Source organism: Rhizobium sp. TRM96647, from assembly GCF_025780115.1.
Classification (GTDB): Bacteria; Pseudomonadota; Alphaproteobacteria; order Rhizobiales; family Rhizobiaceae; genus Mycoplana.
Window position 1 is genome coordinate 47,983 of sequence record NZ_JAOXHF010000010.1, and the last position, 26,330, is coordinate 74,312.

The 26,330-nt window shown below is 66.5% G+C and carries 21 protein-coding genes; 4 read left to right on the plus strand and 17 right to left on the minus strand.

The annotated features are described in order from the left end of the window. Positions 1-416: 416 nt before the first annotated feature. The 4 genes from OCK02_RS17330 to OCK02_RS17345 all read right to left on the minus strand — a co-directional run bounded on the left by OCK02_RS17330 (position 417) and on the right by OCK02_RS17345 (position 2,305). The gene (locus tag OCK02_RS17330; RefSeq protein WP_263814119.1) at positions 417-806 is read right to left on the minus strand and encodes a hypothetical protein; all 390 of its coding nucleotides are present in this window, start codon (positions 804-806) and stop codon (positions 417-419) included. A gap of 192 nt (positions 807-998) precedes the next feature. Continuing rightward, complete coding sequence (locus OCK02_RS17335; protein WP_263814120.1) at positions 999-1,367, minus strand: nuclear transport factor 2 family protein; 369 nt, start codon at positions 1,365-1,367, stop codon at positions 999-1,001. A gap of 74 nt (positions 1,368-1,441) precedes the next feature. Beyond that, entirely contained in the window at positions 1,442-1,864 is a 423-nt protein-coding gene (locus OCK02_RS17340; RefSeq protein ID WP_263814121.1) for a secondary thiamine-phosphate synthase enzyme YjbQ, read from the minus strand. An 87-nt stretch (positions 1,865-1,951) separates the two neighbouring features. Next, positions 1,952-2,305: a DUF1428 domain-containing protein gene (locus OCK02_RS17345; protein WP_230808210.1), complete on the minus strand. Its 354-nt coding sequence runs from the start codon at positions 2,303-2,305 to the stop codon at positions 1,952-1,954. A gap of 305 nt (positions 2,306-2,610) precedes the next feature. On the opposite strand from OCK02_RS17345, the gene OCK02_RS17350 reads away from it, so the two are divergent. Then, positions 2,611-3,642 (plus strand): FecR domain-containing protein, encoded by a 1,032-nt coding sequence (locus tag OCK02_RS17350; RefSeq protein WP_263814122.1) that lies wholly within the window; start codon positions 2,611-2,613, stop codon positions 3,640-3,642. An 81-nt stretch (positions 3,643-3,723) separates the two neighbouring features. Continuing rightward, complete coding sequence (locus OCK02_RS17355) at positions 3,724-3,894, plus strand: hypothetical protein (RefSeq protein ID WP_263814123.1); 171 nt, start codon at positions 3,724-3,726, stop codon at positions 3,892-3,894. A gap of 67 nt (positions 3,895-3,961) precedes the next feature. On the opposite strand, the gene OCK02_RS17360 is transcribed toward OCK02_RS17355, so the two are convergent. From OCK02_RS17360 to OCK02_RS17370, 3 genes are all read right to left on the minus strand, one after another. Continuing rightward, positions 3,962-6,130 (minus strand): CHASE2 domain-containing protein, encoded by a 2,169-nt coding sequence (locus OCK02_RS17360; RefSeq protein ID WP_263814124.1) that lies wholly within the window; start codon positions 6,128-6,130, stop codon positions 3,962-3,964. 269 nt (positions 6,131-6,399) lie between these two features. Next, entirely contained in the window at positions 6,400-6,975 is a 576-nt protein-coding gene (locus tag OCK02_RS17365; protein ID WP_230808206.1) for a hypothetical protein, read from the minus strand. A gap of 104 nt (positions 6,976-7,079) precedes the next feature. Next, positions 7,080-8,741, minus strand: coding sequence for an alpha/beta hydrolase (locus OCK02_RS17370; protein ID WP_263814125.1), 1,662 nt, complete (start codon positions 8,739-8,741; stop codon positions 7,080-7,082). A gap of 464 nt (positions 8,742-9,205) precedes the next feature. Here OCK02_RS17370 and OCK02_RS17375 point away from each other — a divergent pair, with 464 nt between their 5' ends. Both OCK02_RS17375 and OCK02_RS17380 read left to right on the plus strand, forming a co-directional pair. After that, positions 9,206-10,312: a branched-chain amino acid ABC transporter substrate-binding protein gene (locus tag OCK02_RS17375; RefSeq protein WP_230808204.1), complete on the plus strand. Its 1,107-nt coding sequence runs from the start codon at positions 9,206-9,208 to the stop codon at positions 10,310-10,312. Between the two features lie 255 nt (positions 10,313-10,567). Continuing rightward, positions 10,568-12,412 (plus strand): methyl-accepting chemotaxis protein, encoded by a 1,845-nt coding sequence (locus OCK02_RS17380; RefSeq protein ID WP_263814127.1) that lies wholly within the window; start codon positions 10,568-10,570, stop codon positions 12,410-12,412. Between the two features lie 105 nt (positions 12,413-12,517). Here OCK02_RS17380 and OCK02_RS17385 read toward each other — a convergent pair whose 3' ends face one another. From OCK02_RS17385 to recQ, 10 genes are all read right to left on the minus strand, one after another. Next, positions 12,518-12,811 carry a GYD domain-containing protein gene (locus OCK02_RS17385; RefSeq protein ID WP_230808202.1) on the minus strand — a complete coding sequence of 98 codons (294 nt, stop codon included), beginning with the start codon at positions 12,809-12,811 and terminating at the stop codon, positions 12,518-12,520. Between the two features lie 122 nt (positions 12,812-12,933). Beyond that, positions 12,934-14,094: a DUF930 domain-containing protein gene (locus OCK02_RS17390; RefSeq protein WP_263814128.1), complete on the minus strand. Its 1,161-nt coding sequence runs from the start codon at positions 14,092-14,094 to the stop codon at positions 12,934-12,936. 115 nt (positions 14,095-14,209) lie between these two features. Then, positions 14,210-15,607 (minus strand): family 16 glycosylhydrolase, encoded by a 1,398-nt coding sequence (locus tag OCK02_RS17395; RefSeq protein ID WP_263814129.1) that lies wholly within the window; start codon positions 15,605-15,607, stop codon positions 14,210-14,212. A 199-nt stretch (positions 15,608-15,806) separates the two neighbouring features. Further along, positions 15,807-17,243: a DUF1254 domain-containing protein gene (locus OCK02_RS17400; protein WP_263814130.1), complete on the minus strand. Its 1,437-nt coding sequence runs from the start codon at positions 17,241-17,243 to the stop codon at positions 15,807-15,809. A 247-nt stretch (positions 17,244-17,490) separates the two neighbouring features. After that, complete coding sequence (rpoD, locus tag OCK02_RS17405; protein ID WP_263814131.1) at positions 17,491-19,539, minus strand: RNA polymerase sigma factor RpoD; 2,049 nt, start codon at positions 19,537-19,539, stop codon at positions 17,491-17,493. Between the two features lie 418 nt (positions 19,540-19,957). Beyond that, positions 19,958-20,992 carry an L-threonine 3-dehydrogenase gene (gene tdh, locus OCK02_RS17410; protein WP_230808197.1) on the minus strand — a complete coding sequence of 345 codons (1,035 nt, stop codon included), beginning with the start codon at positions 20,990-20,992 and terminating at the stop codon, positions 19,958-19,960. Positions 20,993-21,046: 54 nt separating this feature from the next. Then, on the minus strand, positions 21,047-22,234 hold the full coding sequence (locus OCK02_RS17415; protein WP_263814132.1) for a glycine C-acetyltransferase: 1,188 nt from the start codon (positions 22,232-22,234) through the stop codon (positions 21,047-21,049). Between the two features lie 83 nt (positions 22,235-22,317). Further along, entirely contained in the window at positions 22,318-23,607 is a 1,290-nt protein-coding gene (locus tag OCK02_RS17420) for a putative bifunctional diguanylate cyclase/phosphodiesterase (RefSeq protein ID WP_263814133.1), read from the minus strand. Positions 23,608-23,766: 159 nt separating this feature from the next. Continuing rightward, positions 23,767-24,231, minus strand: coding sequence for a GFA family protein (locus tag OCK02_RS17425; RefSeq protein ID WP_263814134.1), 465 nt, complete (start codon positions 24,229-24,231; stop codon positions 23,767-23,769). A 43-nt stretch (positions 24,232-24,274) separates the two neighbouring features. After that, a complete protein-coding gene (gene recQ, locus OCK02_RS17430) occupies positions 24,275-26,152 on the minus strand; it encodes a DNA helicase RecQ (protein ID WP_263814135.1) in 1,878 nt (625 codons plus the stop codon). Between the last annotated feature and the right edge of the window lie 178 nt (positions 26,153-26,330).

Consider the following 26,330-nt stretch of genomic DNA (forward strand, 5'->3'; position numbering starts at 1 on the left):
AAGAATGACGTCGCGTCGCGAGGGCACCCGCCAAGGCGGCGCCCTCGATGGCATTTCCTCCCCGCGGAGCGTGTCCGTGGCGCCCGGACGTGCGATCGGCCGGTGCCGGGGCCCGCTGGGCCGCCGCCGTCCGTAGCCCATGCCGAAGCGCGCAGTGATGGTCGACTTTGCCGCCGAGGCCGTTCCGGTCGCTGCCGGCGAGAGCCGAGGAACTGAGCGCAGACCGACAGCATCGGTAGAAGGAGCCGGGAAGCCGGGAAGCCGGCGGCTGGCCTCCGGCCAAGCCCGGATGACGAAAGAAGGCGAGATCCCGCAAAGCGAACATGTCCACATACAAAGGCGGCGCCGGATGGCGCCGCCTTTTCCGTTTCAGGGCTTCAGGCCGGCCATGATGCCCGGCCGGGGTCCCCCCCGTCTCAACGCCAGAGCGTCGGGCAACGGGCGACGTTGGCGAAGGCGACCTGCGTGTAGCGATGGTGGCGCCAGCCCTCGACCACGACGCGGCGGTGGTTGACGGCGGCGACGCGGGCGCCGCGAAGGCCGTGGCTGCGGGCCTTGTCGACGGCGACCCAGGGCGCGCAGCGGCCGCGACGGTCGTCCCAGCGGTCATGCCGGCGGTCGTGACGGTCCGGGCCGCGGCCGTAGTAGCCGTCCCGGTAACCGACCGTCTCGATGCGGATATCGAGCCCGCCCGCCGAGGCGGCAGGGGCTGCGGCGGACAGGCCGGCGACCGCCAGCAGGGCGACGGCCACCGCCTTTCCAAGAAGGGACTTTGCAGACGAGGATTTTCCAGAGAGGTTCGACATCGGTTGCGCTCCATCGAATGCGCCGTCGAGTGTTGCAGGGCATCGTCCGTCGCGGGTTTCAATGAGAGCACCCTATCCATGCCGGGCTGAACGATAGCGGAACCGCGCGTTCAGCCGTCGTTCAGCCGCCGATCCTGCCCGGGAGACTGCGGCGGGTTGCAACGATTCCCCGCCGGGCCCTTTCGCGAGCCATTATCTGCCGGCCGCTGCCCCGGCGTCCGAAAACAGCGAAAGGCGCGATATCCTGCCGCCGTCGATCTCGACGAGCAGCACCTTCTCCATCGAATAGGATGTTGCCGAAGCGTCCCGGCCCCGCGCCGTCACGCGGATCGCGACGGGCGAACCGCCAGCCGCCTGCATGACCACAGCGTCGCCGAAGCTCTCGTCCAGCGCCGCGAAATGGCGGGCAAGTCGGTCGCGCAAGGCCTCCCGGCCCTGATCGCTCCCCGCACCGAGCCCGGAGATCGCCACGTCCTCGTCGCAGAGCGCTGCGATCGTCGCATAGTCGCGCGCATTCAGGGCGGCAACGAGATCCGTTGCGATGGCTGCTGTATCCGGCATGGCGTGGTTCCTTTCCTGTCTCGCTTCCTGTGGGCAGCAATGCGCGGCCGGCCCGGGAGTTCCGCAATTCGCTTTCACGGCCCCAGATGCAGGACGATCTCGCGGTCGTGCGGACGGTCACGATGCTCGAACAGGTAGAGCCCCTGCCAGGTGCCGAGCACAAGCTGGCCATCCGCCACCGGAATGCCGATCGAGACCTGGTTGAGCGCCGCCTTGATATGGGCCGGCATGTCGTCCGGCCCCTCCATCGTATGGACAATCCAGCGCATGGACGGATCGTCGGACGGCGGCACCAGGCGGCGGAAGAAGGCGGCAAGGTCGCGACGCACGTCGGGATCGGCATTCTCCTGGATGAGGATCGAGCAGGAGGTGTGGCGGACGAACACCGTCAGAAGCCCCTCCTCCCTGCGGTTCTCGCGCACAAAGGCGGCCGCCTGCGCGGTGAATTCGTAGAGCCCCTGGCCCCTCGTCGCTATGGAAATTCTCGTCTGCGGCACGCTGCCCCCGTTGGCATCGAAGTCTGCTTCATGGCTTGCATCCGGCCCGGCCGCCATGGAGACGAAGGGCCGGACGCAAGGTGGCGCTCACAGGGCCAGGAAGCTCTGGAAGCCGCCATAGATCATGCGCTTGCCGTCGAATATGTCCCGCCATTGGTCTCCGGCAAGGCGCGGGTCGTCCATCACCTTGGCGACGACGGCGTCGCGCATCTCCCGGCTGTCATAGGTCACCCACGAGAAGATCACCACCTCGTCGTCCTTGGCATGGACCGCACGGGGAAAGGACGTGAGCTTGCCGTAGGGCACGTCGTCGCCGACGCACTCGACATAGGTGAGCGCGCCATGCTCTATCCAGATCGGCCCGGCGAGGTCCGCCAGCGCCTTGTAGTCGTCAAGCTTCTGTTTCGGAACGGCAATCAGGATACCATCGACATATGGCATGGATACCTCCCAACGGGCAACTCAAACGCGTGCCCTGTCCGCCGCGCCGATGCGCGGTCCCCGCAGGACAAGGGAGCCCGACCGGTTTTTCGATATCGTCCCGCGGCGACTGCGTCATGGACGGCAACGAGGGCCGCGGGGATGGCCGGTCCGGCTGTGGTCCTGGGGCAACAGCAAGGATACGCCCGCCCCGACCGCCGGACAACTGCGGCACTACCCCCTACCACCATTGCCGGAGAGACAATTAGTCTTCACTGATATAATCTTTGCCGGCTCGGTCAGTCTGGATGCACCGGGAGGCGCGGATGTCGGAGTTGCAGCGCGTTGCGATCGCCCTCGCCGGATCGGCGATGCTCTTCTGCGCGTCTATGGCACCCGCCGCCGAGGTGATCGGCCAGGCGTCGCATATCCGCACCAGCGTCACCGGCGACGGCCAGGAGATGGTGGTCCGTGACCCCGTCCACCGCGACGAACGCATCCGCACCTCCCGCTCCGGCCTCGGCCAGTTCGTCTTTCGCGACGGCACCCGGCTCGCGGTCGGCTGGGGTTCCTCGGTCGTGATCGACCGCTTCGTCTTCGACGACGGCAATTCCCTGAAGAAGCTGACGCTGAATACCGCCAGGGGCACGTTCCGCTGGGTCAGCGGCAAGTCGAAGAGCAACGCCTACGAGATCGTCACGCCGGCCGGCACGATCGGCGTGCGCGGCACCGCCTTCGATTTCTACGTCGGTCCCGACGGGACCACGGCGATGGTGCTGCTGAACGGCTCCGCCTCGTTCTGCGGCCGCGGCGGATGCCGTCAGCTGGTGCGGCGCTGCGATTGCGTGATCGCGACGCCGGGCGGCGGCATGACCAATGTCCGGCGCGTCGACCGCAGCATCCTGCAGCAGGTCGGCAACGCCAGGGCCCTGCCCTTCCTCTCCGGCCACCAGCAGCTTGCCGGCGGTTTCCAGGACGGCGCCTGCAGGCTCGAAGCGGCGATGCAGCCGCGGCAGGAACGGCAGGAGCGGCCCCCGCGTCAGCCTGCCCCCACGCCGCCGCCCGACAAGCGCAAGAAGGTGGAACGGCCGAGCTGGGACCGGCCGGACCGCGAAACGCGCGGCAGGGACAAGGCCGATTTCGACACGCCCGGCCGCGTCAAGCCGGACCGCGACAGACCGGGCTTCGACCGGCCGGACAGGGAAAGGCCGGACAGGGACCGGCCGGGACGCGAACCCTCCGATCGCGACCGGCCGGGCCGCGACAGACCCGACCGAGATCGGCCGGACCGCGACGGCGGCGGCCCGGGAACGCCGGCCCGGGACAGCCCCGGCCGCGACCGCCCGGATTTCGACTGAACGGGCGCAGGTCGCCAGAAACCGCCACCGCCTTTATTTTGCCTGACCGGCCTTGCTTTTCGTCTTCGGCGACGGCTCGACATGCTGCAGCGCCATCTCCTGGTCGCGCGCCAGTCGCAGGTCGGCAAATGCGCCCTGGATGCCGGCGAGCGCTTCGAGCAGGCCGGGATCGTTTCCGATCTGCCGAACGATGCTTCGGCGACGCTCGATCAGCCGGATGACCGCGGCGTCTATTTCGTCTACGAATTGTGAAGCCATGAGACGCCTACCCCCCATGCGTGCATCATCGCACAGGATACACGCGGCGGCGACGCAGTCGCTATTTCGTGGCAACCTCCGGCGGGTCTTCCAGTTCGCGCTGGAAATGCTCCCCGCGGCGGCCCATGCGGCGGTAGAATTCCGGCAGCGCCGCGTCGAACGCCGTTGCCTTCTGCCGGGCAAGGCGGACGAGGTCGCGGGCCCTGCCAGACCGGGCGCGCAGCGCCTCGACGAGGCGCGCGTGGAGTGCGCTCAGCTCGGTGAAGGCGCCGGTGGCCGCTACCTGCTCGTCGCCCACCACCGCGAGAATCTGCGTGCGCGACTGCCGCCCCCGCAGCGCCAGCGCGCCGGCCTCGAGGAGCGCCATGCCGGACAGGCCGCGCGCCGTGCTGTCGGAGATGAGCACGTCGTAGCCCACCTCCTTGCTGGCCGCCTCGATCCGGGCGGCGATGTTGACCGTGTCGCCCACGGCCGAATAGTTGAAATGCACCTCCGCGCCCATGTTGCCGACGCAGGCGAGCCCGGTATGGATGCCGATACCGATCGCCACCTTCTGCCCGCCGAAGCCGAAGGCGTCCCGCGCATTGAGGCGCGCGAGCGTCCGGCGCATGGCAAGGGCTGCGCGCACCGCCTTTGCGCCATGGTCGGCGACGTCGACGGGCGCGTTCCAGAAGGCCATGATGGAATCGCCGATGAACTTGTCGAGCATGCCCTCATGGGCGATGACGTCGCGGCTCAGCGCGTCGAGCAGCAGGTTCAGGAATGCCACCACCTCCTTGGGCGAGCGGTGCTCGCTGATGGCGGTGAAGTCGCGCACGTCGACGAACATCACGGTCAGTTGGCGCTCGTCGCCGCCGAGCTGCAGGGCGTCGCGGGTATGCTCGACGCGATGGAGGAGCTCCGGCGAGAGATACTTGCCAAAGGCGCGGCGGACCTCGCGGCGCTCCCGGTCGATGACCAGGATCCGGAAGGCGGTGACGGCGAAGTGCGTGATCGTGCCGCAGACGATCGGGGCGAGCGGATCGAGAAGCAGCCCGGCATAGAGAAAGGCGAGCCAGGAGGCCCCGAGTGCGGCGACCGTCACCAGCAGGCCGAAGGCGAGCGCGATGGCCGGGCTGAAGGCCATCGTCAGCTGGACGATCAGGATCCCCGCAAGCGCGATCGACACGATCTCCAGCCCGTCGGCCCAGTCTGGCCGCGACAGGAACCGGCCCGTCAGCACCTGCTCGGCCGCCTGGGCATGGATCGACACGCCCGGGACATGCTGGCCGAGTGCGGTGGTGCGGATATCCTGCAGGCCGGCCGCCGAGGTGCCGACGAAGACGATCGCGCCCTGCAGCGCCGCGCGCACCTCGTCGGGCGGGCCGCCGTCGGCGAGCACCTTCGCCGCCGACACATAGCGCTCGGCCCGGTCGGGGGTGACGTAGAGCCACATCTCGCCGGCTGCCGTCACCGGGATGACGAAGGCGCCGACCTTCACCATCATGATCGTATCGGCCCGGTCCGGCGCATTGGCAAGGACATAGGTCGAAGCCCCCTGGGCGATGCGCAGCGCCTCCATCATCAGATTCGGGTAAAGCTGCTGGCCGTCGCTGAGAAGCAGCGGCATCGTGCGCACCACCGAAGACGGGTTGCCCGGGTCAAGGCTGATATGGCCGATACCGGTGGCGTTCTGCTCGAATTCGGGCAGAAGCGGCGTCGCCGCCCGGATCTGCGGCGGCGCGCCGAACGGGGGCTCGCCGGTGAAGGCGAAGCCGGCCTTGACCTGCGGCAGGAAACGGCCGTCGTTGGAAATACCGAAGCCGAGCACGATCGGCCGGCCCTCGAAACTGCGCGCGAAGACCGCATCATTGTCCGGCAGCCGGCCCAGGAGCTCGGGCGACACGCCCTCGACCTCGCGCACGACCGAGCGCGGCGACAGCCGGTCGGGCTCGGAGAAGAGGATGTCGAAGGCGATGGCGGCTACCCCCATGTCGGAGAGCCGCTCGACCAGCCGCGCCAGCCGATCCCGCGGCCACGGCCATTGTCCCAGCACCTTCAGCGACGCCTCGTCGATATCCACCACCCGGACCGGCACGTCCTCGAACGGCCGCGGCGCCAGCCTCTGGTACTCGTCGAACACCGTTTCCCGCGCCAGCCTGAAGAACAGCGGATCGCTGGCCCGCAGCAGCGTCAGCGCTGTGACGATGACAAGCCCGACGATGACGCCGACCTGCTGCGCGCGTGTCATGATGCCCTGCTCGCCCTCCCCTTGCCCGCACGCCGCCAAAGGCGGCTGCGCGCCCGGCCGGATCGGCATCGGCACGGGCCATGCCCGGCGCGCCGGGACGGGTGGCGGAGGTGTCGGATGCCTGTATCGGATGCCCGTATCGATTGCAGCCGCTTACGATCGCTGAACGACCGACGCCGGAAGCCGCAGCATACAATGCTTTGCGCCCGTGGCCAGCGCCTGCGGGAAAATGCGTGGCCGCCCTCAGGCCGGAGAATGCGGGCGCCTGTCTACCAGGCGCTGCAGTTGCGCAACTGGGTGGAGTAGCGCGCTGCCATCTTCGAGGCGCGGTTCGCGCCGGCCTTGGCGGGCGCGCTCCACCGGCCGCGCTTATAGCCGGCGTGACCTTCGTGGTAGGCGATGTAGAGCCGGTAGGCGTCGTTGAGCGCAATGCCGTTCTTCAGGTGGCTCTGGTGATGGTACCAGCCGATGAAGCGGATGGCGTCGCCGAAATCGTTGCGCTTGGCCATCCACCGCCCGGTCTGCTTCTTGTAGCTGGCCCAGGTGCCGTCGAGCGCCTGCGAATAGCCATAGGCGGAAGAGACGCGCTTCCACGGGATGAAACCCAGAAGCTTGCGGCGCGGCGGCTTGGCGTTGTGGCGATAGCCGGACTCGGCATAGACCGTGGCCATCAGGACGGCGACGGGCACGCCGTATTCGCGCTCCACCCGGCGGGCATCGCGCTCCCAGTTCTCGAACAGGCCGTCGCGCTGCTCGAAAACGGCGCAGGCATTGTCGGTCTGGCGCGGAACGGTTCCGCAGGCAACTAGCATCATCGTGAGGACGACGACAAAAACGCAACGCATCGCTCGATCTCTCAATTTTCGAGAGATTGATAAATCGTAAAGTTTAAGGTTTGGTTTTTACGCGATTGCGAACATCCTGTGCGCCTGCGAGATGTGGCCGGCCGTCACGGCTGCGGCCGGTCCGCGCGGAATGCCTCCTTCAGCTTTCCGGCCGCTTCCGGCGTCCACTGCCCCTCGAGCCCGAGCACGGCGATCCACGGATCGACGTGATGCTCGCCGGCATAGACATGGCCGAAGCCCATCGGCGTCGTCGTCGCCATCGCCATGTCGAGCCCGAGCTGCAGGAAGGTCACCAGCGGATACCAGCGCAACTGCTGCGACACGTCCGGGCCGCGCGGGCCAACCATCCAGGCGGGCGGCCGGCGATAGGCGCCCTCGTCGAAGAAGGTCACCGGATCGCTCGCATATTGGAGGTAGACGAGCCGCATCGGCCCCCACGGCGCCGTCGCCTCGCCGAGCGCATCCTTCTGGCTGGTGAAACGGACATAGGAGCCGTCGCCGAAGCGGGGCAGCCAGGCCGGCGTTCCCGCGTTGCGGCCGGCGGTGAAGCGACGCCAGATGCGGCTCTCGAAGGGAGGACCGACCCAGAGCGCGCCCTGGTAGGGATCGCCGATCACCTCGAACAGTTCCGTCGACTGCTCCGAACTCAGCGCGCCGAGGCTGAGACCGTAGAGATAGAGCTTCGGCCGGGCATCCCGCGGCAGCTTCGTCCAGTGGTCGTAGACCTGGCGGAAGAGCGCACGCGCGGCATCGGACCCGTAGCTCGGCTCCACCAGCAGCGACAGCCAGCTCGACAGGTAGGAATACTGGATCGCCACGGAGGCGACGTCGCCGTCGGTCAGGTACTCCAGCGGACCCATCGCCTCCGGATCGATCCATCCCGTCCCCGTCGGGACGATGACGACGAGGTATTTGCGCGAGAACCCGCCGGTGCGGATCAGTTCCTGAAAGGCGAGATGCGCCCGCTCTTCCGCGTCTTCGCCGGAGCTCAGGCCGGCATAGACCCGCACCGGCTCCTTTGCGGGCCGGCCGGTCACGGCCGAGATCTCCTCCGGCCGGGTGATGCCGGCGACGAATTCGCGCCCGCGCCGGCCGAGATCGGCCCAGGAGACCAGAGAGGCGGCGCTGCCGGTGCGCTGCGGGTCGGTCGGCTGCGGCGTGTCCGGCTCCATCAGCTCGTCGAGCCTGCGAAGGGAGGAGTCCATCGCATGCAGGGCCGAGCGGAAGAGAACCCCCTCCACCGCCGTCCAGAACAGCACCAGCGCGATCAGGCCGCCGACAAGGCTGGCGACGCGCCGGGGGGCCACGCGCAGAAGCGCTCGCGAAATGAGCCGCCAGGCCAGCGCGAACAGGCGGGCGAAGACGATCACGACGACGAAGGTGGCAAGCGCGATCAGCCCGACCTTGAACGGATGGCCGGTCTCGACCGGAGCGAGCTTCATCAGCGTGCGGATCGAGTTCTGCCATTCGGCCGTCCGCCAGAGGAACACGAGCACGACGACGACGCAGGCGGCGGCAGCCAGGAGTTTTACCCCCCGCCAGAAGCGGCCGGCCGGCATCGGCAGTTCCAGATAGGCCCAGACCAGTGCTGCCAGCGCGCCGATGCCGTATCCGACCGCAAAGCAGACGCCGGACAGGACGCCCTGTGTCAGGAAGGTGCGCGGCAGGAGGCTCGGCGTCAGCGATCCGGCGAAGAACAGCGCGCCGAGCAGAAGACCGAGAACCGAGAGCGACCCCCAGAACCTCAGAATGAACCGATGCGCCATCAACTGCCCCCTGCTTGCCGCCCTGTCGCGGCCCCGTCGCGGCAGATTGGCATGCCGGCCGTCGCGAGGCAATGCGGGGTTGCGGCACAGAGCCGCAGCCAAAGGCATCTCGGAAATCGCTCGAACTGCATGAATCGCATTTTCCGCAATCGACAGCAACCCCATGATCCGAATGGCATTTTCGACGGACTGCGAGTGCATGCGCGGAGGCAGGCGATCCAATCCCTGCCCTGCCGATGCGACGGATTTCGGCGCCGTTCCGAGGGATGGTGTATAATTCGATTGCGGTTGCGTATTTATGTTGCGCGCAGCAGGCGCATTTCCTAGTTAACATGCTTAAATTAGCGCCATCTCGATCAAAAAAATCGCATGTGCGCTTGGAGGCTTCCGCTGCAACCCTGCCCTCCGGCAAGGGAGGCACGCGGATATCGGGATCCGTCGGATCTGCTCAAGGGAGATGAACCATGAAACTGAAGACACTCGCCGGCGCCACGTTTGCAGCGACGCTGCTCCTGTCCAGCGCGGCCTATGCCGACATCACCATCGGCGTGATCGCGCCCCTCACCGGCCCGGTCGCTGCCTATGGCGACCAGGTCAAGAAGGGCGCCGAGGCGGCTGTCGCCGAGATCAACAAGAACGGCGGCATCCTCGGTGAAAATGTCGTGCTGAAGCTCGCCGACGATGCGGGCGAACCGAAGCAGGGCGTGTCGGCGGCCAACCAGCTGGTCGGCGAAGGCATCCGCTTCGTGGTCGGCCCGGTCACCTCCGGCGTTGCGATCCCGGCCTCCGACGTGCTGGCCGAGAACGGCGTGCTGATGGTCACCCCGACGGCCACCGCCCCGGACCTCACGGCGCGTGGCCTGCCAAACGTGCTGCGCACCTGCGGCCGCGACGACCAGCAGGCCTCCGTCGCTGCCGAGTTCGTGCTCGCCAACCTCAAGGACAAGAAGATCGCGATCGTCCACGACAAGGCCGCCTACGGCAAGGGCCTGGCCGATGCCTTCAAGGCCGGCCTCAATGCCGGCGGCGTGACCGAGGTGCTCTACGAGAGCGTGACGCCGGGCGAAAAGGACTTCGGCGCGCTCGTCACCCGCCTGAAGGCCGAGGGTGCGGAGATCATCTACTTCGGCGGTTACCACCCCGAGGCCGGCCTGCTCGCACGCCAGCTGCACGACATGTCGGTCAACGCCACGATCATCGGCGGCGACGGGCTCTCCAACAGCGAACTCTGGGCGATCGGCAACGAGGCCGTGGCCGGCACGATCTTCACCAACGCCATCGACGCCCTGCAGAACCCTGACTCCGCCAAGGCGGTGGAAGTTCTGAAGGCCGCCAACATCCCGCCCGAGGCCTTCACGCTCAACGCCTATGCCGCCGTCGAGGTCATCAAGGCCGGCATCGAGAAGGCCGGCAGCGCCGACGATGCGATGGCCGTCGCCGCCGCACTGAAGGCCGGCGAACCCGTGCAGACGGCGATCGGACAGCTGACCTACGGCGAAAACGGCGACCTGACCTCGCCGAGCTTCTCGCTGTTCAAGTGGGAAGGCGGCAACATCGTCCCGGCGAAGTAACACGCGCCACACGACAGACTGCCGGCGCCGGAACCCCGGCGCCGGCCCCGTCCCGGCAGGTGCGGTGCGTCCATTTGCCCGGAAATGCGCGGCTTCCCGACGAGCCGGCGCGACCAGCCTTAGCGCTTGGTTAAACTATGCGCGCTAGCTTTTGCGGCGGACAAACCGTCGGAGCATGAGGCGCCGATCTCCTCACATCTCCAGGCATTGGCGGCGGCCCCATGACGGCCCGCGCCGCGATTTCGGCGTCCTCCCATGAAAAACCTTCGTATTCCCATCCAGCTTTTCCTGCTGATCGGCGTGCTCATGCTCGCCTTCTCCGTCGCCACCTTCCTGCAGCTCCGCTCGACCACGCAGATGATCTACCAGCAGCGCTACGAGATGCTGCGCACCGAGGTCGAGACGGCGCTCTCCCTGCTCAAGACCTATCACGACAGGGAACTCGCCGGCGAACTGACCCGCGAAGAAGCGCAGAAGCAGGCCTACGCCCAGGTCGGCGCGCTCGCCTTCAAGCCGGACGGCTATTTCTTCGCCTATGACGAAGACGTCACCATGGTGCTGCACCCGGATCCGAAGCGCGTCGGCCAGAATTTCAAGGGCAAGGCGGACAGCCAGGGCTACGCCTATCGCGACGAGCTGGTGAAGCTCGCCCAGGCCGGCGGCGGCCGCACCGACTTCTACGGGCCGAAGCCCGGAGAGGACGGCGACGGCTTCCGCAAGACGGCCTATGCCGAAGAATTCAAGCCCTGGAAGATCGCCATCGTCACCGGCCTCTACATGGACGACCTCGACGCCGAGGTTTACTACACCATCGCCAAGGCGCTCGCGATCGGCATGGTCGGCACGGTCGTCGCCCTTATCCTCGCCTACGTCGTCGTGCGCGGCATCTCCCGTCCGCTGACCGCGATCCACGGCGCGCTCGAAGCCGTTGCCGACGAGGACGTCGACATCGCCATCCCGCACACCGAGCTGAACAACGAGATCGGCCTGATGGCCAAGGCGACCAGGTCGCTGCAGGAGAAGGTCCGCGAGCGCCACGCCATGGCCGTGCGCCAGCAGGAGCAGCAGCGCGAACTCGAGGGCGAGCGCCAGCAGCACGCCTCCGAGCAGGAGGCCGAGGCCCGCCAGCAGGCCCATGTCGTCTCCACCATCGGCGCCTCGCTGGAGCGGCTCGCCGAAGGCGACCTCACCGTGCGCTGCGGCGATCTCGGCCCCCGATACACGGGCCTGCGCGACAACTTCAACGACGCGCTCGCCCGTCTCGAGGAAGCCGTCGGCCGCGTCAGCCTCAAGGGCATCGACATCGGCGTCAGCAAGGAGGAGATCCGCCGCGCTTCCAATGAACTCGCCCAGCGCACCGAGCGCCAGGCTGCCAACCTGGAAGAGACCTCCGCCGCCCTCGACGAGCTGACGGTTGCCGTGCGCCAGACCGCCGAAGGCGCCCGCGATGCCGCGAGCCGCGTGGGTGCGGTCAGCGCCGAGGCCAGGGAGAGCGACGCCGTCGTCGCCCGCGCCATCGAGGCGATGAGTGGTATCGAGCAGTCCTCCGCCGAGATCTCCAAGATCATCGGCATGATCGACGACATCGCCTTCCAGACCAACCTTCTGGCGCTGAACGCCGGCGTCGAGGCAGCGCGTGCCGGCGAGAGCGGCAAGGGCTTCGCCGTCGTCGCCCAGGAAGTGCGCGAGCTCGCCCAGCGCTCGGCGGCCGCCGCCAAGGAGATCAAGGACCAGATCGCCCGTTCGTCGACCCAGGTCGATCAGGGCGTCCAGCTGGTCGGCCAGGCCGGCGAGGCGCTGAAGCGCATCTCCCAGCAGATCGGCGGCGCCAACGAGATCGTCTCGAAGATCTCCCACAGCGCCCAGGAGCAGGACACCACGCTCCGCTCGATCTCGTCCTCGCTCAACCAGCTCGACGCCGCCACCCAGCAGAACGCCGCCATGGCGGAGGAAACCACCGCCTCCGCAGAAGTCCTCGCCAGCGACACCGGCGACCTTCTCGAACTGATCGGCGGCTTCAAGACCGCCCAGTCGCGCGCGCATGGCCAGTCGGCAACCCAGCCGACCTCCGTGTCCGCTCCGCTGCGCAAGGCAGGCTGACGCCACAATCACAGCTCAAACGACCAGGCCGCCGGCATCGCCGGCGGCCTCTCTTTTTTCCGAGGTCCATTGTCGCGGCCCGGCGCCACCATTGACCCGGCGCGGCTATCCGAGCGTCGCGATCAGTTCCCTGTAGGCCTTTTCGGGGAAGGCCTTGAGCGTCTTTGTACGGACATTGCCGCCCTGCCCGAGCGTCAGGCAGAAGCGGGCGATGACCGCGTCGTCCGGCGCCTCGCAGACGGCGACCATGTCGTGTTCACCCATGGTCAGGTAGAAATCCTTGAACGAGCCCCCCATGTCGCCAAGAACCTTCTTGGCGATATCGAGCCGCTTCGGCGACTCGCGCACGTTCTTCACGCCCTGTTCCGTCCAGTTGATCAGCATGATGTACATGGTCATGGCAGACCTCCCCTGCTCGCGTCCGCGACGCGGCGAACCTGCCCTCAGCCCATCTGGATTATACGCCTGCGTCGTTGCCCCAACAAGGAAGACGGGGCCTCGCGAGCGAGGCTTGCCGCAGTTCAGAGCGAGGGGAAACCCCGGCTTTTCCATTCGTTCCGCGGGACCTCCGAGCCGATGTCGAAGGCGAAGGAAACCACGCGCCTGGCATCCTGATCCACCTCGCAGCGGAAGGCCAGGTTGTACCAGCGGGTATTGGCGCGAAACGCCGCGCGCCGGATGTCGAGCACGGTGCCCTGCTGCAGGCGATAGGAGGGCAGAAGCTCCGGATTGTAGGACGGCGAGCCGTTCCGGAGCTGCGCCAGAAGCTCGGTGCTGCACAACTGCTCGATGCGCGTGCTGCGCGGAATGTCGCCCATCGCCGTCTGCGCGATCATGCCGCCGGTATCGTTGTCGGAATAGATGCGCTCGGCCTCGGTCAGCGGCTCGCGGGCAGCCTCAGTCTGGGCGGCAGCCGCGTCGACCTCCGCCGTCTCGGTCTCCTGCGCAGGCGTCGTCGCCTCCTCGCCGGCAGACGGCGCGCCATCCACGAGCGCGGTCGGCACGCCTTCCTCCGTATCCGTCTCCGGCTCCGTGGCCTCCTGCGGATCGGGCATGGCGGACGCATCCGCGGGCTCGCCCGCCTCTTCGGCGGCCGCCGTCTCCGATGTCTCCGCCTCGCCCTCGGCCGGCGCGTCGGGCGCAACGCCGCCCCGGGCCAGTTCGCTGACGTCGACGCGCGGCCCCGTATCCTCGTCGCCGAACTCCAGCACCGGCCGCAGCACGGGAAGCGGCCCCTGGTCGGGAAGTCCCGCCCCGGCCTGGTCCTGTTGCTGCTCGGCCTCCTGCTGCTGCGCCTCTTCCGGCGGCGGCTCCTGTGTCTCTTCCGGGGGCTGTTCTTCGGCCTGCTGCTCTTCCGGTTCCGGTGGCGGCGGCGGCGGCGGGGCCTCGACGCCCTGCTCTTCGGCAGGCGTCTGCTCCTCCGGCGGTGGCGGCGGAGGCGGTTCCTCTTCCGGCGGCTCCGCCTCGGCCTGCTCTTCCGGCTGCGGTTCTTCTTCCGGCTGAGGCTCCTCTTCCGGCGGCGGGACAAGCTCGACGCTGACGCTTTCCTCCTCCGGCACCGGCGGCTCGTAGGGCGGCAGGTGGATGAGCAGGGCGATTGCCACGGCGGCATGCAGCAGCACCGAGACGATCGCGCCCCAGCTCAGCTCCTTTACCCGCTTCTTTTCGCCCTGCCTTGCCACCTAAGCCATCAGCCTTCGCTGCGCGCGCCGGTCCGGAGAAGTCCGAAGCCTGCGGCGCACGCTCACCATCCGGTCAGTTTGGTTGTCCAGGCGGTGATTTCAAGGCAAGGCGATGTCACATGGACCAGTCCGCATCAAGCGAATAGGCGCGCACATAGTCGATTTTCATCTGCGCGCCGTCGTCGAAGTCGCTCGACGGCGTCCCGGCCGTGCCGCCGACGGCGAGGTTGAGGACCATGTACATCGGGTCGTGCATGTCGGCCGGCGTCTTCTCCCGGGCGATCTCGACGTCGTCGAAGTACCAGACGAGTTCGTCCTCCGTCCACAGCAGGCCGTAGTTGTGAAACCCGTCGGTGCTCGGCACGGAGGTGGCGGTCGTCTCGCTTGTGCGCGAACCGGTCTCCATCGAGTGGACGGTCGTGTGGATCGTGTTCGGCTCCTGCCCGCGCATCTCGACCACGTCCAGTTCCGGCGGCCAGGTGCCGTCCTCCGGCAGGAGCCAGAAGGCCGGCCAGGCGCCCTGGTCGTCGGGCATGTCGGCACGAACCTCGAAATAGCCGTAGGTCTGGGAGAAGGAGGCATGGGTCGTCAGGATGCCAGAGGTGTAGTCGTAGCCGGACACGGCGGACTTCATGTCCTCCGGTGTCCGCTGGGCGGTGATCGTCAGGATGCCGTTCTGCACGGAGAAGGGATTGAGCGATTTGGTCGGCCCGTAGGCAGGGTTGACGTACCATTGCAGTTCGCCGTTGGTGTGCAGCGTGCCGCCGCTCTCCGGCGCCCAGGGAAATTTCCCCTCCCAGATGCCGCTCTTGCCGTTGTGCAGCCAGAGCGTGGAGAAATTGTCGAAGAAGCTCTGCGTCATGTTCGACTTGTCGATCGACAGGTCGAACTGGTCGGCGCGCAAGTCGTCGGCGCTGGTATTGGCGAAGACCAGCTTCTCGCCGCCGCCGAGGTCGAGATGCAGGTTGTCGCCCTTCTGCATCAGCCGCGCCTGCACCTCGTCGAAGGACTTGATCCCGTAGCCCTTCAGCCGCACCGTGTCGTCGGCGCCGAAATCGGCGATCAGGTCGCTGCCGGTCCCCTTCTCGAGAAGGAAGATATCCGCGCCGCCGCCGCCGATCAGCACGTCGTTGCCGCGCCCGCCGTAGAGCGTCTGCGATCCGGCGCCGCCGGTGATGATGTTGTCGAGCCCATTGCCGAAGCCGTAGCGTCCGTCGCCGGTCACTTCCAGGTTCTCGAAATTCGAAGGCAGCGTGTAGCTCATCCAGGTGGAGATCGTGTCGATCCCCTCGCCCGCCGCCTCGTAGGCGACATTGTGTGCGGAGTAGACATAGTAGATGTCGTCGCCCGTCCCTCCGTTCATCGTCACCGCCACGCCGGCGCTGCCCCAGATGGAATCGTTGCCGGCCGTGCCGTCGAGGACCGGTCCGGAACCGACGGCGGAAAACCAGGCGGTCGATGCGCCGCTGTAGGCGAGCGGCTTGCCGAGGGCGTTGAGGATGCTTGAACTCATCGGGCTTCTCCGTTTGAAGGCGCGGCCCCCGCCCCGGCGACAGCAATGGGTCGCGATGACGGGAGGCCCATTTGCTGCAATGCAACAAATGAACGGTATCGCACACAACGAAGGAAAGCAACCGCTGGTCGCACGGAAAGCCGCGCCGGCGGCTCACCGCGGCGCGGACGGTCGAAACGGGGCGGAATGGGCGGGTCGCTCAGACCTTGCGCACGGGCGGGATCACCCACGAGCCGTCCAGGATCGACGGCGGGCTGTCGTCGGGCCAGTAGAGCCGCATCATCAGCACGAACTTGCCCGCCGGCGCCGGCAGCCAGTTCTCTTCCTTGTCGGCCCCCGGAGACTGGTGCTGGATATGGAGGTCGATGGAGCCGTCGGGATTGGCCTTGAGATTTTGCCGCGCACTGATCGAATAACGGTTGATCGGATTTTCGACGAAGAAATACTTGTCGTTGTACATGGTGATCGACCAGAAGCCGCGGACCGGTGGCATCTGCCCCTTCGGGAAGGTGATCACATATTTGTTGGCCCCGTCATATGCCCGCCCGAACAGCCCCTCCTTCATCTTCGTCGAGGTCGGGTAGATCGCGTCCTGTGGCCGGTTGGCCCCAAGCCCGATCGCGGTGATCAGCGCGCGCTGGAGGTAGTCGGTACCGTAGACGCCGGTCTTGGTGGTGAAGCCCCAGCCGTTGATGTCCTTCAAGTCGCCGTCGGAGAACTTGAAGTGCAGCATGATGCGGCCGACGGCGATCTCCGGGATCTGCCGGACGAAGCGCGTGTCGAGCTTGCTCTTGTCGAAATCCTGGCCGGGCACGAGGCCGACCCGCGCCATTTTCTCCACCATCTCCGCATCGGCTGCCGTCGGCGGATTGGTCTTCATCAGCTCGCTCAGAAGCGTGAAGTATTCGATGGCGTCCATGCGGTTGACCTGGTCGCGCACCGCCGTCTTCATGTCGATGCTTGGGTCGACCTTGCCCGGCGGCGGCGTCCACGGCTTGCCATGGGCGCTGAGCGGGCAGAGCGTGCATTCGTCCTGGATGGCGTGTACGGCCTTGTAATCTTCCGGCGTGCCGGTGCAGTAGATGCGCCCCAGGATCCAGACGAGGCTCGTCGGCGACTTGTATTCGACGACGCCGTCGGGAAGCGTGCCCTCCCAGCCCGGGCCGGTGATCGCCACGACATGCCCGCCCTGCCCGGTCGTGCGCGATCCCGGCACCTGGAACACCGTCGTCCAGCCGTCCAGCATCGGAAACAGGAAATAGCGGTCGTCCTTCATCTCGGGGAAGGAGAACACCCATGGCTCCGCGCCGACGTCGATGAAGGCGGTGGTGTAGAGCGTGTCGGCGTTCGGCGCGGTGACGGCGGTGAACGAGGCGTCCGGATACTCGCGCAACTTGATGATGTGCCCCATCGGCCCCTTGCTGCCCTCGGGCTTCTCGACGTTCGTGACGACGCGCCGCGTCATTTCCATGGTCACGAGCGGATAGCCGTAGATATAGGCCTCGACAGCCGTCCAGAAGTCGCCGTCCCCTTCGAAGGGGTCGGTGATCGGAAGATCGAAGGCACGGGCAGGCAGGGTGCTTGCGGCAAGCAGGCCCATCCCGCCGAACGATACGGCACGGCGCGAAATCTTCATCGGAATCTCCCCCAAGGAAAGTCGTGGCGCGACGGGTCCCACCATCGGCGGCACGATCAAAACGTGCATTTCCGATGTAGGCCCCGGCCCCGGCAGGACCATCGGCAAGGAGAAGTAGACGGGACACACCCATCCGGCGTAGGCGCCTACACCCTCCGGCGTAGGCAGCAAGGTCGACCAATCCGCGAACGAAAAAGGGGCCGGACACTTGGTCCGACCCCTTCGATGTTTCCAGATGTGCGTCCGGTCAGCTGTCGAGGAAGCTTCTCAGCTTTCTGGACCGGCTCGGATGCTTCAGCTTGCGCAGCGCCTTCGCCTCGATCTGGCGGATACGTTCGCGGGTCACCGAGAACTGCTGGCCGACTTCTTCCAGCGTATGGTCGGTGTTCATGCCGATGCCGAAGCGCATGCGCAGGACACGCTCCTCGCGCGGCGTCAGCGATGCCAGAACGCGGGTCGTCGTCTCGCGCAGGTTCGCCTGGATGGCGGCGTCGATCGGCAGCAGCGCGTTCTTGTCCTCGATGAAATCGCCGAGGTGGCTGTCCTCTTCGTCACCCACAGGCGTTTCGAGCGAGATCGGCTCCTTGGCGATCTTCAGGACCTTGCGGACCTTTTCTAGCGGCATGGCAAGCTTCTCGGCCAGTTCCTCCGGCGTCGGCTCGCGGCCGATCTCGTGCAGCATCTGGCGCGAGGTTCGGACGATCTTGTTGATCGTCTCGATCATGTGCACCGGGATGCGGATCGTGCGGGCCTGGTCGGCGATCGAACGGGTGATCGCCTGCCGGATCCACCAGGTCGCATAGGTGGAGAACTTGTAGCCGCGACGATACTCGAACTTGTCGACCGCCTTCATCAGGCCGATATTGCCTTCCTGGATCAGGTCGAGGAACTGCAGACCGCGGTTCGTGTACTTCTTGGCGATCGAGATCACGAGACGGAGGTTGGCTTCCACCATCTCCTTCTTGGCGATGCGCGCCTCGCGCTCGCCCTTCTGCACCATCGAGACGATCCGCCGGAACTCGGCGATCGAAATGCCGGTTTCGGTGGCGAGGTTCTGGATCTCCTGGCGGATGTCGCGGATGGTCGCGTTCTCGGCCTTGGCGAATTCCTTCCAGCCCTTGGCGGCGAGGTTGCCGATCGACTTCATCCAGTTCGGGTCGAGCTCGGCCCCGGAATACTGCTCCAGGAACGAATCGCGCTTGACGCCGTAGCTCTCGGCGAGCCGCAGCAGGCGGCCCTCGTTCTGCATCAGCCGCTTGGAGATGTCGTAGAGCTGCTCGACCAGGCTGTCGACGCGATTCTGGTTCAGAGACAGCGACTTCACCGCGGTGATCAGTTCGTCCTTGAGCTCCTTGTAGCGGCGCTCCTGGGCCGGCGACAGCGTACCGGTCGCCTGCAGGCGGGCTTCCACCTGCTGGTCCTGCAGCTTGCGCAGCTTCTTGTAGGTCTCGGCGATCGTGTCGAGCGTCTCCATGACCTGAGGACGCAGTTCCGCTTCCATGGCGGCGAGCGAGAGGTTCGACTCGTCGTCGTCCTCTTCCTCTTCCTCAGGCGCAGGCATGTCGCCGCCGACATTGGTGATGTCGTCGTCGTTGGCAGCCGTGCGCGCCTTCTTCGCCTTTTCCTTCTCCTCGGCCGCCTTGCGGTCGGCCTCGATCTTCTCCGGGCTCTGGAACTGCGGCGCAGCCTTCGCCTCGGGACCCGAATAGGTCGTCTCGAGGTCGATGATCTCGCGCAGCAGCGTCTGGCCTTCGTTCAGTTCGTCACGCCAGATGATGATGGCCTGGAAGGTCAGCGGGCTTTCGCACAGACCCGCGATCATCGTCTCGCGGCCGGCCTCGATGCGCTTGGCGATCGCGATTTCGCCCTCGCGCGACAGAAGCTCCACCGAGCCCATCTCGCGCAGGTACATCCGCACCGGATCGTCGGTCCGGTCGGTCGGCTCCTTCTTCTTGGCGGCCGCAAGCGCGGTGCCGCTGGAAGGCGCCAGATCGCCGCCTTCGCTCTCGGTATCGTCGTCGCTGTCGTCGTCGCTCTGGGCTTCCTCGGCTTCCTCGTCCTCGATGACGTTGATGCCCATGTCGGAGAGCATGGACATGGTGTCCTCGATCTGCTCGGAGGTCACTTCCTCCGACGGCAGCACCGAATTCAGCTCGTCCATCGTGACATAGCCGCGCTTCTTGGCGGCCTTGATCATCTTCTTGACGGCGTCGTCGGAAAGATCCAGAAGCGGGCCGTCCGGTGCACCTTCGCGTTCGGTTTCGGCTTCTTCGTTCTCTTTGACCTTTGTTGCCATTTAGTCTTCGCTTTCCTGGGGTGTCCAGTTTCAGTGCCGCCGGGATCCATGCGAGCGCCCGCTTTACGCTCCGGCGCCGTGCCAACCCGTTTCACTGACCTAACGGAATGAAACTTAAATCCTGATTAACCACGCCTCGCTTCCGGAGGCCGCGGACATGTCGCCGTGGCAACATGATTGACATGACTTCCCGGTCCGCCGTACCCATCGCATTCTTTGCCAGAGATGGTGATTCCCAGATTTTTCGGCTCCGTCAAGCTTTTCCGCCAAAAAACCCGGAAAACCCTTTGATTCGGGTCTTCAAGGCGTGGGGCGCCGGTTGCGGGTGTTGGCCAAGATGTAGGAGCGGCCGCGAAAAAGACAAGGGGGCGCTGTCGCCGCTGATTCGCAACCGCACCGCCCCGCCGCAACCGACCCCTCACCAGTCCATCACCACCTTGCCGGAATTGCCGGACCGCATCGCCTCGAAACCGTCCCGAAACTGGTCGATGCCGATGCGGTGGGTGATGATCGGCGAGAGGTCGAGCCCGCCCTGCACGAAGGCGATCATCTTGTACCAGGTCTCGAACATCTCGCGCCCGTAGATGCCCTTCAGCGTCAGCATCTTGAAGATCACCTTGTTCCAGTCGATGCCGAAGCCATCAGGCGCGATCCCCAGGATCGCGATCTTGCCGCCATTGTTCATCGCGTCGATCATCGAGCGGAAGGCGGGCGGCGCACCGGACATCTCAAGCCCGACGTCGAACCCTTCCGTCATGCCGATCTTCGCCATCACCTCGCTCAGGTCTTCGCTCGAGGCATCCACCACATGCTCGATGCCGACCTTGCGGGCAAGCTCGAGCCGCACCGGATTGATGTCGGTGATCACCACCTTGCGGGCGCCGGAACGCCGGGCCACCATTGCCCCCATGATGCCGATCGGACCGGCCCCGGTGACGAGCACGTCCTCGCCGACGAGATCGAAGGAGAGTGCGGTGTGCACCGCATTGCCGAACGGATCGAAGATCGCCGCCACCTCGTCCGGCACTTCGTCCGGGATCGGCACGACATTGTGCTCGGGAATGCAGACGAACTCGCCGAACGAGCCCGGCCGGTTGACGCCCACGCCTTTCGTGTAGTGGCACAGATGGCCGCGCCCGGCCCGGCAGTTACGGCACTTGCCGCAGACGATGTGCCCTTCGCCGGAGACCCGCTCACCCACCTGGTACTTGGTGACAGCCGAGCCGATCTCGGCGATCTCGCCGACGAACTCGTGGCCGACCACCATCGGCACGGGAATCGTCTTCTGCGCCCACTGGTCCCAGTTCCAGATATGCACGTCGGTGCCGCAGATCGCAGACTTCTTCACCCGGATCAGGACGTCGCTGGGGCCTGGCTCCGGCACCGGAACACTCTCCATCCAGAGCCCGACCTCGGGCTTCGATTTGACCAGCGCACGCATCATGTTCGACATGGCTCGTTCCTCATTGATAGAAACCCCTCCCGGCCTGCCGGGAGGGGACTTGAGCTAGATCACACCCAGCTCCCGCCCCACCTCGGCAAACACCGCGATCGCCTTTTCCACGTCCGCGCGCGAATGCGCCGCCGACATCTGGGTGCGGATGCGCGCCTGGCCCTTGGGCACCACGGGGAAGGAGAAGCCGATCACGTAGACGCCCTTCTCCAGCATCCGCGCCGCCATCTCCTGGGCAAGTGCTGCATCCCCGAGCATCACCGGGATGATCGGATGCCCCTCGCCCGCAAGCGTGAAGCCGAGCTTCGTCATCTCGGCACGGAACAGGTCGGCATTGGCGGAAAGTCGCTGGCGGAGTTCGTCGCCGTTCTCGATCAGGTCGAACACCTTCAGCGAGGCGGCCGCGATGACGGGCGCCAGCGTGTTGGAAAAGAGATAGGGCCGCGAGCGCTGCCGCAGCCAGTCGACCACCTCGCTCCGGGCAGAAGTATAGCCGCCCGACGCACCGCCGAGCGCCTTGCCGAGCGTGCCGGTGATGATATCGACCCGGCCCTCGACGCCACAATGCTCGGCCGAACCGCGGCCGTGCCGGCCGACGAAGCCGACGGCGTGGCTGTCGTCCACCATGACCATCGCGCCGTATTTCTCGGCAAGGTCGCAGACGCCGCCGAGATTGGCGATGATGCCGTCCATGGAGAACACGCCGTCGGTGGCGATCAGCTTGAACCGGCTGCCCTCGGCCTTCTTCAGCTCCTCCTCCAGTGCCGCCATGTCGTTGTTGGCATAACGGAAGCGCTTCGCCTTGGAGAGCCGCACGCCGTCGATGATAGAGGCATGGTTGAGCGCATCCGAGATGATCGCGTCCTCGTCGGAAAGCAGCGTCTCGAACAGCCCGCCATTGGCGTCGAAGCAGGAGGAGTAGAGGATCGTGTCCTCCATGCCGAGGAAGGCTGAGATGCGGGCTTCCAGTTGCTTGTGCTCCTCCTGGGTGCCGCAGATGAAGCGCACCGAGGCCATGCCGTAGCCGTAGTGGTCGAGCGCGGCCTTCGCGGCCTCGGCCAGGTCCTCGCTGTCGGCGAGCCCGAGATAGTTGTTGGCGCAGAAGTTCAGGACCCGCGCACCCGAGGCGACCTCGATCGTGCCCGCCTGCTTGGAGGTGATCACGCGCTCGGCCTTGTAGAGGCCCGCCGCTTTCAGGGTCTCGAGTTCGCTGCGCAGATGGGAGAGGAAGTCAGTGCTCATGAGGCTATGCTCCGGTCGTCGGGATGGCGGGTTCTATCACGTCCGCTGTCGCCATGCAGCCTTCATCGTCGGCGATCCGCCCCCTACCCCACAAGCGCCTGCGCCGGGGCGGCGATCCGCTCCTCCAGCGCAGCCAGCGGCACCGGCCGTCCGAAATGGTAGCCCTGGAATTTCCGGCAGCCGCAGGACAGCATGAACTGGAACTGCTCCTCCGTCTCGATGCCTTCCGCAAGGATCTCCAGGCTCAGGTCGTGGCCCATCTTGGCGATGTTTCTCGCGAGCGAGGCGCCGCGGCCGCTCTCCGTCACCGCGCGCACGAAGCTGCGGTCGATCTTGAGCTGCTGCAGCGGAAGCTGGCGAAGGTGGCTGAGCGAGGAATAGCCGGTGCCGAAATCGTCGAGCGCGATGCCGATGCCGGCGCGCTCCAGAGCCTTCATCTTCGTCACCACATCGTCGATGTCGGCGACAAAGACGCTCTCGGTCAGTTCCAGCTTCAGGACGGCCGGCTCGATGCCGTAGGCCTCGATCGTTTCCGTCACCAGCGGTACGAAATCGGCCATCCGGAACTGGTCGGCGCTGACATTGATGGACAGGACCAGATCCCTTGTCGCGGGATGCGCCCGCCAGGCCGACAGCGTCTGCGCCGCTTCCTTCAGCACCCAGCTTCCGAGCCGCGGCATCAGGCCGGCGCGCTCTGCCGCCGGCACGAACTCGTCCGGCGGCACGTAGCCCCGTTTCGGATGCTTCCAGCGCAGCAGCGCCTCCGCCCCGATCACCGTTCCCGCCTGGTCCACCTGCGGCTGGTAGAACAGCTCGAACTGGCTGTCAGCAAGCGCTGAGCGCAGCTCCCTGGCCGTGTTGCCGTCCAGCGTGAACTCGCGCTGAAGCAGCACGACCCCGCCGGCAAGTAGGATGGCGACGGAGGCGACGTTGATCCAGGCGGTGACGGCGCGCACCGCCTCCGGCAAGGGCGCGGCGAACGAAAAGGCCATCGGCGAACTGGCAAAGACGACGAAGCCGAAGAGACACAGCAGGATCACCACCAGTTGCAGCACGCCGCGATCCCGCCCGAAATTGGCATAGCCGGCCAGCGCGATGACGAGGAAATAGAGGTGGCACACGCGCGGCACCGCTTCGCTCGGCACGTCGTAGAGCAGCGAGAAGTAGACGACGAAAATCCCCGATGCGAACTGGGCGGCGATGTAGCCGGCCGAGAAATATCCCCGCCGCGCCGCCTCCCAGCAGGCGGCCATCACCAGCAGCAGGAAGCCGACGAGCAGGACGAGGAACCAGTCGCCGACGAAGGCGAAGATCGGCATCCACAGCGCGGTGACGACGACACCGACCGGCAACGCCGCCTGGCAGACGAGCATCAGATGTTGCGAATGCCGCGCGGCGGGATCGGTCGAGAGGCGATTTCTAATATTTTTGAATATGTTAATGTTCATTGGCAATGGATCTGTTTGACAGGCGCTCGATATCACACCCTCCTACAGACGTGTCTGGCGCATCCAACGATCATTAACGGAGGGTTAATCGCCGGACGATCGGCGTGCGGCATATTCGCCGACGAGCCCCTCATAGGCCTCGAACGGCGGAAACCGATCGAATCTGTGGACGGCCGGCGTCTCGACCCACGGCAGCTTCTCGCTCGTATAGGTCTCGATGAAGGGTACGAACCAGCCCGTATCCTCCAGCATGGTCGGGCGAAGGTTGACGAAGAAATCGATCCCCTTCGGCCGCGTGAACATCCACGTCATGCAGTGCGGGCAGAAATGGTGGCCGGCCTCGGCGTTGGCGCCGGCGACGACCGGCTCGCCCTCGACCACGGCGAACCCTTCGGCCGGAATGGCGGCACTGAGCGAATAGGCGCTGCCCGACATGCGCTGGCAGCCGGTGCAGTGGCATGCCATCGTCAGAAGCGGCGGCGCGCTGATCTTCAGCCGCACACGTCCGCAGCGGCAGACCCCATGCCAGGGCAGGTTCCATTCGGTCATCGGCTCTTCTCCCATCTTTCACGGCGACCGCGGCCGCCGCATCTCACGCGCCCTCGACGTAGTCCTCGATCACCGCCAGAAACGCCTTGCCGAACCGTTCGCGCTTGCTCTGGCCGATGCCGGGAATGTCGAGCAGTTCGTCCCAGTCTCCCGGCCTCTCCTTCGCCAGCGCGATCAGCGTCGCGTCGGGGAAGACGACATAGGGCGGCACGTCCAGGTCCTTGGCGATCGACAGGCGCTCGGCGCGCAGCTTTTCGAACAGCTCGCGATCGGAGCCTGCAAGGTCGGCCCGCTCGCGCGCCGCCGAAGACGGTTTCGCCCCGCGCGAAGCCCGCGCCGGCGCCGGCCGGTCCTTGCGGAAGCGGACCTCCCGTTCGCGCCGAAACACCGCCCGCGCCTCCGCCTCCAGCTTCATCGCCCCGAAGGCCGCATGGTCGATGCGGATCAGGCCGGCGGCAAGAAGCTGGCGGAACACCGATTGCCAGGTCCGTGCCGGAATGTCCTTGCCCGCCCCGAATACCGGCATGCCGGTGTGGCCGAAGCGCTCGGTCTTCTCGTTTTCAACCCCCATCAGCACGTCGATGACATGGCCGGTGCCGAAACGTTCACCGGTGCGGTAGACGGCGGCAAGTGCTGTGATCGCGGCCTCCGTCCCGTCCCAGGTCTCGACCGGGTTGCGGCAGGTGTCGCAATTGCCGCAGCCGCCGGGATGCGCCTCGCCGAAATGGGCGAGGATCGCCTGCCTGCGGCAGGACACGGTCTCGCAGATCGCAAGCAGCGCATTCAGCTTGGCGCGCTCGACGCGCTTGATGTCTTCGGCCGCATCCCCCTCGTCGATCATCCGCCGGCGCTGCATCACGTCGGCCATGCCGTAGGCCATCCACACCTCGGACGGCAATCCGTCGCGCCCGGCCCGGCCCGTCTCCTGATAATAGGCCTCGACGGAGCCGGGCAGGTCGAGATGGGCGACATAGCGCACGTCCGGCTTGTCGATGCCCATGCCGAAGGCGACGGTCGCCACGAGGCAGAGGTTCTCCTCCTTCAGGAAGGCGTCCTGGTTGGCGTCGCGGACGGAGCGGTCGAGCCCGGCATGATAGGGCAGCGCGCGGATGCCCTGCGCGTCGAGCCAGGCCGCGGTATCCTCCACCTTTGCGCGCGACAGGCAGTAGACGATGCCGCTCGCATCCTTGTGGCGCGACAAAAAGCGCAGGAGCTGCTGGCGCGGCTGGTCGCGCTCGACGATGTCATAGGCGATGTTCGGCCGGTCGAAGGAGGTGGTGAACACCTGCGCGTTCGTGAGCGACAGGCGCTCGATGATGTCCTCGCGGGTATGCGGATCGGCGGTCGCCGTCAGCGCGATCCGCGGCACGCCCGGATAGCGCTCGGCGAGCCGGTCCAGCGCGCGGTATTCGGGCCGGAAATCGTGCCCCCACTGGGAGACGCAATGCGCCTCGTCGATGGCAAAGAGCGCGATCCGGGCATTGCCGATCAACTCCGCGAAACCGTCGGTAACGGTCCGCTCGGGCGTGACGTAGAGAAGGTCGAGCTCGCCCACCCGCACTGCCCGCATGACGGCGCCAGCCTCCTCGCGCGACAGGGCGGAATTCAGCGCCGCCGCCCGCACGCCGAGCTGCTTCAGCGCCTCCACCTGGTCGCGCATCAGCGCGATCAGCGGCGAGACGACGATGCCGACGCCGTCGCGGCAGAGCGCCGGGATCTGGAAGCAGAGCGACTTGCCCGCTCCCGTGGGAAAGAGCACCACCGCGTCTCCGCCCGCCGTCACATGCTCCACCACCGCCTGCTGCTTGCCGCGGAAGGCATCGTAGCCGTAGACGCGCTTCAGCACCTCCAGCGGACTGGCGTTTGCGGAGAACGGCCGCCCGCTCGAAAACGGTGGCTCCTGTCTTTCAAATGGCGGCATCGGTCCTCTTCCGGGAATCGTCGTGGCATCATCGCCAGCCGGCGGAGCGATGCAAGGGGCAGCGGGGCGCGAAAGCGCGGAGCATGGCAGGAGGTGCAAATCCTCCTTCTTGTCCCGGCGAGGGGACGTGCCGAGCGAAGCGCAGCGATGAGGGGGGCTTCGCCGCAAACGCCGCGCC